Below are 9,602 nucleotides of genomic sequence, written 5' to 3'. Positions count from 1 at the left end.
CCCGGGTGAACACACCCGGGCCCGCCGCCCTGTCGCACCCCGCCGCCCCGTCACACCGGCGGCCCGTCACACCGGCGGCTCCCGCCGCGCCGCGCCGGTCCGCCCGGCCGCCCGTCACGCCCCTCGCCCACGCCCCTCGCTCACGCCGCAAGAAGTGCGATCAGCAAACCCGAAGGATCGATTCCCCGGGGCAGCTCGCTCACCTGCCCGTCGCCGACCTCGACCACCCGCCAGCCGGAACCGTCGGCCCGCTCCGCGAGGTCCGTGGTCACGAACCGGCAGCCGAGCGCCCGCACCAGCGGCCGGACCACGGACAGGTCGGGGGCGGCCGGGCCGCCGGGCAGGTCCGGATGCGGGCCGACCAGTACCGGATCCCCGTCCAGCCACCACACCCGGGCCTCCACCGCCCGCCGCCGTCCCTCCTGCCCCGAGCCGGTGGGGCCGTCCGCCCGGACGCCGTCCGCCCGAGTGCCGTCCGCCGGGAGGCCCCCGTCCGCGTCCCACCCCACCCGGGTGAACTCCTCGAACCGCCGCAGCACCACGCCCCCGGTCAGGTACTCGCCCTGCAGCTCCACGAACCGGGCGACCACCCGCGCCACGGCCGACAGATCCGCCAGCTCCGGGACGAAACAGGCCTCGTCCCACTCGTCCTTGCGGGACTTCACGTAGTCCTTGACGATCGCCGCTCCCTGCCCGCCGAGCTGCGCGACGGCCGGTGCCAACCGCTCCGCGCCGGGCGGTTCGGCCCGCCGCCCGGCCCCGGCTCCGGCCCCCGCCGCGCTCCCGGCCCCCGCCAGCGGCAGCCAGACGCTCTGCGGCGTGGCGCCCTCGAACACCCCGTACCAGCCCGGCAGTTCATGTGCCGAGGCGTATCCGGGCGGGCTGGTCAGCAGCTGCCCGCCGCGCTCCGCCAGAGCGGAGGCGAAGTCCGCGTAGCGGGCGGAGGGGAGCATCCAGCCCCGGTACCAGAACGGCCCGCGCCCCGGCGGAACGCGGTCGACGGCGGCGCGGGCGTCCCCGGCGAGCAGGGCGTCGTGGTCGACCAGGTGGTGCTCGCCGCCCAGATCGCGCAGCAGCCTCGCCTCCCAGGCGAACTGCGGGTCGATCCGGCGCGGGTCCAGCGGATGGTACGGGAGGAGGAACGCGGGTGCGGGCATGGGCGTCAGGGTACGGCCACCAACTGTTCGCAGGGCCGTCAAAACCCCGACGTCACAGGCCCCGAACGGGCACCGGGCACCCCGTGGACCCGTCCGGCGGACCGGCCCGCGGACCGGCCCCGCCGGGGCCGCGGGAATCCGCTCGACGCCCGGAACGGCCGCTGGGAGAGTGACCCGATGCGAAACCTGTGGCGCAACGCGCGAAGGACCCCGCGGCAGGCGGCCCGGACGGTCGTCCTGGACGAACGGGGCTCCGTCTTCCTCCTGCGGTCGGACAACAGCGAGGTCGGCGTGCACTGGACCATGCCGGGCGGCGGCATCGAGCCCGGCGAGACCCCCTGGAAGGGCGCGCGCCGGGAGCTCTGGGAGGAGACGGGCTGGTCCGACCTCGAACCCGGCCCGCTGCTCTGCACCTGGGAGCACGACTTCACCTGGCACGGCACGCCCGTCCGCCAGCACGAGCACATCTACCTCACCAGCGGCCCGCACCGCGGCCCGGTCGGCGACGTCAGCGCGATGCACGCGGCCGACCGGATCCTCGGCTGGCGCTGGTGGACCCCGGAGGACCTCGCCGACGAGAACGCGGACGCCCTGTGGCCGCCCCGGCTGCCCGAGCTGCTGGCGGCCGTGCGCGTCGGCTGGCTCGCCGACCGCCGCGCACCGGAGCCGGTCGACCTCGGCTACGTCCCCAACTAGGGCCTCTCCGGGGATCACGCCCAACGGCACCGCCGGGCCCCGGAGGTCCGGCGCCGAGGCCCGCCCCGGAACGGCCTCAGGACGTCCGGCGGCCGGCGCGCCGGCCGCTCCGCCCGGTCGGGCCGGCCTGCCAGTCCCGCAGCTCCAGCTCGCGGTCGTGCAGGGCACCGGGATTGATGACGACGGAGAGCCGTGCCTCGGCCAGCCGTTCGTAGGCGAGGCCGGTGGCGCTCAGCAGGTGCTCGGTGGGCACCGAGACGGCGATCGCGGGCCGCCAGGCGGGCAGGACCACCAGACACGTCCCCCGGCCGAGCCGGAGGAGCTCGGCGGTGGCCCGGACGGCGGCGTGCTCCTCGGGGCGTGCCGAGGTGCCGCCGATCAGGACGCCCAGCGGTGCCTCGGCGCCGGGCGGCCGCTGGCCGGCGCCGCCGTCGTCGCCCCGCGCCGCGCCGCCGGCCCGCTCGCCGCCGCCGCTCCGTTCGCCGGTCCGCTCGCCGCCCCGCTCGTCGACGGTGCGAGGCCCGGGGGCGGACGCCGCATCCGCCGCCGGGACCTGTCCGGCGCGCGCGGCGTCCGGCCGGGGCGCGCCGGCCGCCTGCGGGTGCATCCGGCGCAGTCGGCGCGAGGGCGAGGGCCGCCGGGTGACGACGCTGCGCAGTTCCTCCTGGGCGGCCCGCAGCACGGGGATGTCGCGGTCCCGGACGGCCGGCGGCTGCTGGAGCCGGACGAATCCCTCGGCCGTGCCGCCGTTCCCGCGGTCGGCTCCCGCTCCGGACCCCTCACGGGGCTCCCCCTCGGGCCCGGCGGCGGCGCCGCGCGGCCGGGGCACGGAGCCGCCGGGCAGGAGGGTGCCCGTGCCGCCCGTGCGGCCCTCGGCCCCGGTCGCCGCCGCGATCGAGCAGCGGGTCGTGCCGCCCGCCGTGCCGCCGCCCCCGGCGCCGGCCGCCGGGGGCGCGGAGGGCCCCGGCGACACGGACGAGACCGGGGCCGAGGGCAACGCGGGGGACGGCGCCGGCGGGACGGCGGGTGCGGCCGACGAGGGCCGGTCGGTGGCGGACTGGTCGAGCGTGGTCATTGCACGGGCCCTTCGGGGATCGGTCCCGCTGATCCTCCCGCACCGGACGATCTGCTCCAAGCGGCTTTCCGCCCCGTGGGCCCCACGGCACCGAGGCCGTCCCTTCCGCCCGTTCCGCCCGGTACCCTGACGCCCCCCCCGGGCCGTCGCCGCCCCGGACGGGCGGGCCGGCCCGAGGGGGCGTCGGCAGCGGGGCGGGGGTCAGGCGCCGGCGGCCACGAAGCCCTTGAGTTCGGCCAGCACGATGTTGGCCGCGGCCACGCCGAGGCCGAGGAACCAGGTCTCGTCCGAGACCGGCCGGGCCTGGCCGGACTTGACCGCGCCGAGCGTCTTCCACAGCGCCCCGCCGAGCACCGCGTCCTGATTGGTGGAGCTGGGGGTCCCGTAGACGCCGTAGAAGATCCAGTCGGCGTCCGCCTTGTCGATCTGCTCGGGGCTGATCTCCACCGCGAGCTCCTTCACCTGCTCGATCGTGGGCTGCGGCAGTCCGGTGTCGGTGAGGATGGTCCCGATGAACGACAGCTCCGCGTACAGCCGGGTCTTGCCCGGCATGAAGCGCAGCGGCGTGATGGTGGGCCGCTTGTCGCCGAGCCCGGCTCCGACCGCGGTGGCCGCCGCCTGGTAGGCCTCCAGCTGGGCCCTGGCCTCCGCCTCCAGACCGAACGGGCTCGCGTTGAGCACGAAGTTCTGCTTCCACGGGTAGCCGGGGCGCAGCGAGAAGACGGTCGGCGCGATCTTGGAGAGCTGCTCGTACTGGTCCTGGGCGCGCAGCTGGCTGCCGAGGATCAGGTCCGGCTTGAGGCCGGCGATGGCCTCCAGGTTGAGGCTGTTGATGGTGCCGACGTTCGCGGGGTTGCCGGCCTTGTCCTTGAGGTAGGACGGCAGGACCTTGGAGCCGTCGGTGTAGACCACGCCGACCGGCTGGACGCCGAGCGAGACGACGTTGTCGAGCTCGCCGGTGTCGAGGACGACGACCCGGACCGGCTTGGCGGGGATGACCGTCTCGCCCATCGCGTGCCGGACGGTCCGCGGGTAGACGCCGGGGGCCGCGTCGGTGCCGAAGCTCTTCATCTTCTCGATGACGGTCGCGTAGTCGTCGCCGCCCTGCTTGACCGACTTCTGGTTCGGCGAGGAGCCGCCGGAGGGCTGCGCGGAGCCGCCGCCGGAACCGCCGGAGCCGGAGTCGCCCGAGCTGCCGCAGGCGGTGAGCAGGCCGCCGAGGCCGAGAACGGCTCCGCCGGTGAGGGCCGCGGTGAGCAGCGTCCGGCGGGACGGGCGGTGGACGGTGGGGTGGCCGGGGGTGGGGGACACGCGGCGCTCCTTGCACGATCGAGCGGTCGGGGTTAGGTGAGGCAAACCTATCCGACGGCTCCCGAGGGCTCCGATCCGCATCGCGTCCGGGGGCTCGGAGGTGGGTCGCAAAGCACCATGAACCTGTGCACATCGGGCGAATCGATTGTGTAACGACCCTTTGAAATAAAGGTACATGGGTTAACGACCCATGCATCACCGGACAAGCTCTCGTCACTTGCGGGCAAATCCAAGGGAGTGCTTCAGATCACCCGAGGTTGGCCTACTCAACCTTCAGTACTCGCACCTATGGTGCGCTGGTGTTTGATCAGCAGCTCTCAGAGCACGGAAGCAGCGGCCGGGCAACGGCGCCCGCCGCTCCGCAGGGTGCCCCGGTCAGTGGTGCCAGTGGTGGAGCCCCCGGCACGGGACCGGCGGGGGCGACGGGGGCGGCGGCGGGGGACAAGGGCCTGCGGGGAAACTCCGTCGGCCTGCTGAGCAGCGTGGTCCTGGGCGTCTCCACGGTCGCCCCGGTCTACTGCCTGACCGCGACCCTGGGACCGACCGTCACCGCCGTCGGCGTCCAGATGCCCGCGGTCTTCCTGGCCGGCTTCCTGCCGATGCTGCTCGTCGCGTTCGCGTACAAGGAGCTCAACAAGGACTTCCCGGACTGCGGCACGTCCTTCACCTGGACCGTCAAGGCCTTCGGTCCCCGCGCCGGCTGGATGGCCGGCTGGGGCCTGACGGTCGCCACCATCATCGTGCTGTCCAACCTCGCCGGGGTGGCCACCGACTTCCTGTACCTGATGCTCGGCGAGATGACCGGCAGCGGCACCGTCGCCGGCCTCAACGACAACAAGGCCGTCCACCTGGCCACCGTCGTCGCGCTGATCGCCGCCGCCACCGCGATGAGCTACCGCGGCATGACGGCCACCAAGTGGTTCCAGTACGGCCTGGTCGGCCTCCAGCTCGCCGTCCTGCTGCTGTTCGCCGGCATCGCCGTCGCCAAGGCCGCCGCCGGCGACCTGCCCGACTCGGTCGGCTTCTCCGCCTCCTGGCTCAACCCGCTCGAAGTGAGCTCCTTCAGCGCCTTCACCGCCGGTCTCTCCCTCTCGATCTTCATGTACTGGGGCTGGGACACCTGCCTCACCATGAACGAGGAGACCAGCGGCAGCGCCAAGACCCCCGGCCGGGCCGCGATGATCTCGATGGTCACCCTGGTCGGCTCCTACCTGCTGGTCGCCGTCGCCGCCCAGATGTTCGCCGGCGTCGGCACCACCGGCACCGGCCTCGGCAACCCCGACACCGCCGACAACGTCTTCGCCGCACTGGCCCGCCCGGTGCTCGGCTCGCCGTGGAGCATCCTGCTCTTCGTGGCCGTCGTCGCCAGCGCCGCGGCCAGCCTGCAGACCACCTTCATCCCGGTCGCCCGCACCCTGCTCGCGATGAGCGCCTACCGGGCCGTCCCGCCGCGCTTCGGCACCGTCCACCCCCGCCACCGCACCCCCGGCTTCGCCACCGTCGCGGCCGGCCTCGCGACCGCCGCCTTCTACGTCGGCATGAGCGTGATCAGCGAGAACGTCGTCCAGGACACCATCCTGGCCCTCGGGCTGATGATCTGCTTCTACTACGCACTGACGGCCTTCGCCTGCGTCCGGTACTTCCGCCGCTCGCTCCGCGACAGCCTGCGCGACCTCGTCCTCAAGGGCCTCGCCCCGCTGCTCGGCGGCGTCCTGCTCACCGGTGTCTTCCTGCAGACCCTCACCGACGCCTGGGACCCGGAGTACGGCAGCGGCGCCGTCCTCGGCATCGGCTCGGTGTTCGTCATCGGCGTCGGCATCCTGCTGCTCGGCGCGGTGCTCATGGTCGTGTACGGCGTGTACCGGCCGGCGTTCTTCCGCGGCGAGACGCTCCGCCAGGACACCCCCGCCCTCGTCGTCGAGGACTGACCACCACCGGGGAGCGGAGGAACGGGGGAACAAGGGGCACCGGGCCGGGGGGCCGCACCCGCTATCCTCGATCCCGTGAAGCGCTTCGCAGGTCTCAGCTGGTGGCCGTCCTAGGACGGCCACCAGCCACGCCTGACCAGGGCCGTCCGGGATGGACGGCCCTGTCGCGTTTCTCCGACGGGACGGGCCCCGAGCCCCGGACGGCCGCCACCACGCCGTACCGAGGAGAAACCCCGTGACCACCACGACCACCACCGCCGGCCCCGACGCACCCGCGGACCTCACCGGTCCCGGCGATTCCACCCGTCCCACCGGCCCGGACGACGACATCCGCGAGAACCCGGCCGCCCACCGCGTCCTCACCGGCGACCGGCCCACCGGCCCGCTCCACCTCGGCCACTACTTCGGCAGCCTGCGCAACCGGGTCCGCCTCCAGCGCCTGGGCGTCGAGATGTTCCTCGTCATCCCCGACTACCAGGTCATCACCGACCGGGACGTCGCCGACCGCCTCGCCGAGCACACCGAGAACCTCGTCCTCGACTACCTCGCCACCGGCATCGACCCCGACCGCGCCACGGTCTTCACCCACAGCTCGGTCCCCGCCCTCAACCAGCTGCTGCTCCCCTTCCTCAGCCTGGTGAGCGTCGCCGAACTCCACCGCAACCCCACCGTCAAGGACGAGATCGCCCACTCCAGCCAGGCCTCCGTCAACGGACTGATGCTCACCTACCCCGTCCACCAGGCCGCCGACATCCTCTTCTGCAAGGCCGACCTCGTCCCCGTCGGCAAGGACCAGCTGCCCCACCTGGAGGTCGCCCGCACCGTCGCCCGCCGATTCGACGAGCGCTACCCCCGGCCCGACGGCACCCCCGTCTTCCCCCGGCCCCGGGCCCTGCTCTCCGACGCACCGCTGCTCCTCGGCACCGACGGCGGCAAGATGAGCAAGAGCCGCGGCAACTCCATCCCGCTCGCCGCCGACGAGGACACCACCGCCCGGCTCGTCAAGGGCGCGAAGACCGACACCGAGCGCCGCATCACCTACGACCCCGCCGGCCGCCCCGAGGTCTCCAACCTCGTCCTGCTCGCCGCCCTCTGCCAGGACCGCGCCCCCGAGACGGTCGCCGAGGAGATCGGCGACGGCGGCTCCGCCGCGCTCAAGCGCACGGTCACCGAGGCCGTCAACGAACACCTCCGCCCGATCCGCGCGCGCCGGGCCGAACTCGCCACCGACCGCGGCCACCTCCGGGCCGTGCTGCGCGCCGGCTCCGAACGTGCCAACGGGATCGCCGACGCCACCCTCGCCGAAGTCCGCGAGGTCATGGGATCGCTGTGAACGCGTCAGGGGCATAACCTCTCGGGGCCGGTCCCGCGCCGGCCCCGGGAACCCCGCCCCGCGACCGCCCAGCCCCGGAAGGACCCGGCCATGGACCAGCACCCGACCACCCCCGGCCGAGGACTGACCCGCCCACCGCACCTGCGCCCCGGCGACCACGTCGCCGTGATCGCCACCAGCGGCCCCATCGACCCGCGGCGGCTCGACGCCGGCACCGCCCTGCTGCGCTCCTGGGGCCTGCGCGTGACCGTCGCCCCGCACGTCCTGGACACCCACCCCGTCCTCGGTCACCTCGCCGGCACCGACGCCGACCGCGCCGCCGACCTCCGCGACGCCTGGCTCGACCCCACCGTCGACGCCGTCGTCTGCGCCCGCGGCGGCTACGGAGTCCACCGCATGGTCGACCTCGTCGACTGGGACGCCCTGCGCGCCGTTCCGCCCAAGGTCCTGATCGGCTTCAGCGACGTCACCTCCCTGCACGAGGCCTTCGCCCAGCGCCTCGGCCTCGCCACCCTCTACGGGCCGATGACCGCCACGGCCGGCTTCGTCGAGGACGGCCCCAGCGCCGAACACCTGCGCCGCACCCTCTTCGAACCCGCCGCCACCACCGTCCTCACCTCGGCCGATGCCACCGCCCTCGTCCCCGGCCGGGCCCGCGGTATCACCGCCGGCGGCTGCACCCACGTCCTCGCCGCCGAACGCGGCACCCCCACCGCCCGCCCCTCCTACGAGGGCTGCCTCCTCGTCCTGGAGGACGTCAACGAGCACCCCTACCGGCTCGACCGCGTCCTCACCCAGCTCCTGCGCTCCGGCGCCTTCGACGGGGTGACCGGAATCGCGCTCGGCTCCTGGGAGGGCTGCGGACCGCTCGACCGCGTCCGGGACGTCATGCTCGACCGCCTCGGCCCGCTCGGCATACCCGTCGTCTGGGAGCTGGGCTTCGGCCACTGTCCGTCCCCCCTCACCGTCCCGCTCGGCGTTCCCGCCCTGCTCGACGCCGACGCCGGCACCCTCACCCTCGACCTGCCCGCCCTCGCCGGACGCGCCGGGGCGCCGCAGCCCGCTCAGTAGGGTTCGCGCATGAACGCGCACCGCATGAACGCGCACCGCTCCACCGGGGACGGCGCGAGCCCGGCCGGCCCCGGCCCGGGCCCCGACAGGACCGCCCTCGACGCCGACGGCCTGACGGCCCTCGCCCTCGGCCTGCTGCGCGGCCCGGGCAGCGGCGCCCGCACCGTCCTCGGACTTGCCGGCCCGCCCGGAGCCGGCAAGTCCACCCTGGCCCGGCACCTCGTCGCCGAGGTCGAACGCCGCGAGGGCCCGGGCAGCGCCGCCTACCTCCCGCTCGACGGGTTCCACCTCGCCGCGGCCCAGCTCGACCGCCTCGGCCTCGGCGACCGCAAGGGCGCACCCGCCACCTTCGACGCGTTCGGCTACGTCGCCCTGCTGCGCCGGGTGGCCACCGACCGCTTCCACGACATCTACGTCCCCGACTTCGACCGCGACCTCGACGAGCCCGTGGCCGCCCGCCACGTCGTCCACCCCCGGGCCCGTCTGGTCGTCACGGAGGGCAACTACCTCGCCGCCGCCGACCACCCGTGGCCCGAGGCCCGCCGCTTCCTGCGCGAACTCTGGTACGTGGAGACCGACGACGCCGTCCGCGAGGAACGCCTGCTCGGCCGCCACCGTGCCGGCGGCCGGGACGAGGCGGCGGCCCGCCAGTGGGTCTCCGGCAACGACCGTCCCAACGGGGAGTACGTGAAGGCCGGCCGCGAGGCCTGCACCCGCGTCGTCCGGGTGGGACGTTTGCCTTCGTCCCCGAATGGGCGTAGTGTTCTCTAGTCGCTCGGCTGGGAGCACCGGACACGCATCTGCGCGGACGGTCCCGGGGCGGCCAATCCTCTGAAACACCACCTCTTCCCGGTTCGGGCCGAGGCGTGTCGCGTTTTGTTTCGATGCGTTCCGGCTCAGGGTTTATTCGGTGTGCCTGTTTTCGGGAATTGCGGCCGGATTCGCTTTTCGGAGCGGGGTTCGGCTAGAGTTTGAAACGTCGGACGGGGCGTCAAGCCGCAGAAGACGCCAGCGAGTTGGATGAGGGAAGC

Annotated in this window: 8 protein-coding genes; 5 read left to right on the top strand and 3 right to left on the bottom strand. The window is 74.3% G+C overall.

Translation table 11 applies throughout. From position 1 onward, the window contains the following. Positions 1–140: 140 nt before the first annotated feature. Complete coding sequence (locus tag ACFCX4_RS30930; RefSeq protein WP_376149668.1) at positions 141–1,157, bottom strand: ATP-grasp domain-containing protein; 1,017 nt, start codon at positions 1,155–1,157, stop codon at positions 141–143. Positions 1,158–1,334: 177 nt separating this feature from the next. On the opposite strand from ACFCX4_RS30930, the gene ACFCX4_RS30925 reads away from it, so the two are divergent. Continuing rightward, positions 1,335–1,853, top strand: a complete 519-nt coding sequence (locus ACFCX4_RS30925; protein ID WP_376149665.1) for an NUDIX hydrolase — start codon at positions 1,335–1,337, stop codon at positions 1,851–1,853. Between the two features lie 76 nt (positions 1,854–1,929). On the opposite strand, the gene ACFCX4_RS30920 is transcribed toward ACFCX4_RS30925, so the two are convergent. Both ACFCX4_RS30920 and ACFCX4_RS30915 read right to left on the bottom strand, forming a co-directional pair. Continuing rightward, the gene (locus ACFCX4_RS30920) at positions 1,930–2,928 is read right to left on the bottom strand and encodes a hypothetical protein (RefSeq protein ID WP_376149662.1); all 999 of its coding nucleotides are present in this window, start codon (positions 2,926–2,928) and stop codon (positions 1,930–1,932) included. Positions 2,929–3,129: 201 nt separating this feature from the next. Further along, positions 3,130–4,239: an ABC transporter substrate-binding protein gene (locus ACFCX4_RS30915; RefSeq protein ID WP_376149659.1), complete on the bottom strand. Its 1,110-nt coding sequence runs from the start codon at positions 4,237–4,239 to the stop codon at positions 3,130–3,132. 299 nt (positions 4,240–4,538) lie between these two features. Between ACFCX4_RS30915 and ACFCX4_RS30910 the strand changes: the two genes are divergently transcribed. From ACFCX4_RS30910 to ACFCX4_RS30895, 4 genes are all read left to right on the top strand, one after another. After that, positions 4,539–6,167 (top strand): APC family permease, encoded by a 1,629-nt coding sequence (locus ACFCX4_RS30910; RefSeq protein ID WP_376149656.1) that lies wholly within the window; start codon positions 4,539–4,541, stop codon positions 6,165–6,167. A gap of 235 nt (positions 6,168–6,402) precedes the next feature. Next, a complete protein-coding gene (trpS, locus tag ACFCX4_RS30905) occupies positions 6,403–7,500 on the top strand; it encodes a tryptophan--tRNA ligase (RefSeq protein ID WP_376149653.1) in 1,098 nt (365 codons plus the stop codon). Positions 7,501–7,590: 90 nt separating this feature from the next. After that, positions 7,591–8,571, top strand: coding sequence for an LD-carboxypeptidase (locus tag ACFCX4_RS30900; RefSeq protein ID WP_376149650.1), 981 nt, complete (start codon positions 7,591–7,593; stop codon positions 8,569–8,571). 9 nt (positions 8,572–8,580) lie between these two features. After that, positions 8,581–9,342, top strand: a complete 762-nt coding sequence (locus ACFCX4_RS30895; RefSeq protein ID WP_376149647.1) for a nucleoside/nucleotide kinase family protein — start codon at positions 8,581–8,583, stop codon at positions 9,340–9,342. Positions 9,343–9,602: the final 260 nt, after the last annotated feature.

Origin of the sequence: Kitasatospora sp. NPDC056327, assembly GCF_042261735.1 — a bacterium.
Taxonomy (GTDB): Bacteria; Actinomycetota; Actinomycetes; order Streptomycetales; family Streptomycetaceae; genus Kitasatospora.
This window is presented reverse-complemented; position numbering and strand designations above follow the sequence as displayed.